Here is a 589-nt window from a genome sequence, read left to right on the forward strand (position 1 = left end):
AACAGTTTATTAAGCAACATGACCTGCCTGAAGGCGTGAAATTGGAAAATGCCTATTTCTGGTCACCATCCCAATCTGCATTTATAAAAGAATGTCTGGCTTTAGACTCCGATTGGGCTGAAGTGGTTGATCAATTAAACGTTCAGTTAAGGCAATAATCCTGCTGCCAAGGTTTGTAGTATAAGCACTTTAATTTCATTAGCCTTGTTGGCCGCAATGGACCTTTTTATTTTATTAACCAATACCAAAAAGCGTATCCAAAACCGGTAGCTAAGATAATCCAGCAAGCAACTATTACAATGGCTGCGTAACGATTTTCGGGCAATTTAACGGGGTTGGTTTTGGCCTGAGTCAGACTATCTCGCCAAAGTTCATCAGGTACCATTTTCATAGCAATATAAATTCCCAATGGCAAGATAAGCAATTCATCTAAATAGCCAATAATCGGAATAAAGTCTGGAATTAAATCAATCGGGCTTAGTGCATACGCCACCACAATAACAATCAACCACTTTGCACGCTTAGGCATTGCTGGATCTTTACTCGCTATATACAAAGCCGACAGCTGAAGCTTCATAGTTTTTAGCAA

General features: G+C 39.6%; 2 protein-coding genes. One reads left to right on the forward strand and one right to left on the reverse strand.

The window, feature by feature from the left end; all coding sequences use genetic code 11:
• Positions 1-8 precede the first annotated feature (8 nt).
• Positions 9-158, forward strand: a complete 150-nt coding sequence (locus A9E74_RS14175) for a DUF2789 family protein (protein WP_084003109.1) — start codon at positions 9-11, stop codon at positions 156-158.
• 68 nt (positions 159-226) lie between these two features.
• Here the strand turns inward: A9E74_RS14175 and A9E74_RS13855 are convergent.
• Positions 227-589: YkvA family protein (locus A9E74_RS13855; RefSeq protein ID WP_245652189.1), on the reverse strand; the 363-nt coding region annotated here is incomplete at its 5' end.

Origin of the sequence: Methylophaga muralis (genome assembly GCF_001720165.1) — a bacterium.
Lineage (GTDB): Bacteria > Pseudomonadota > Gammaproteobacteria > Nitrosococcales > Methylophagaceae > Methylophaga > Methylophaga muralis.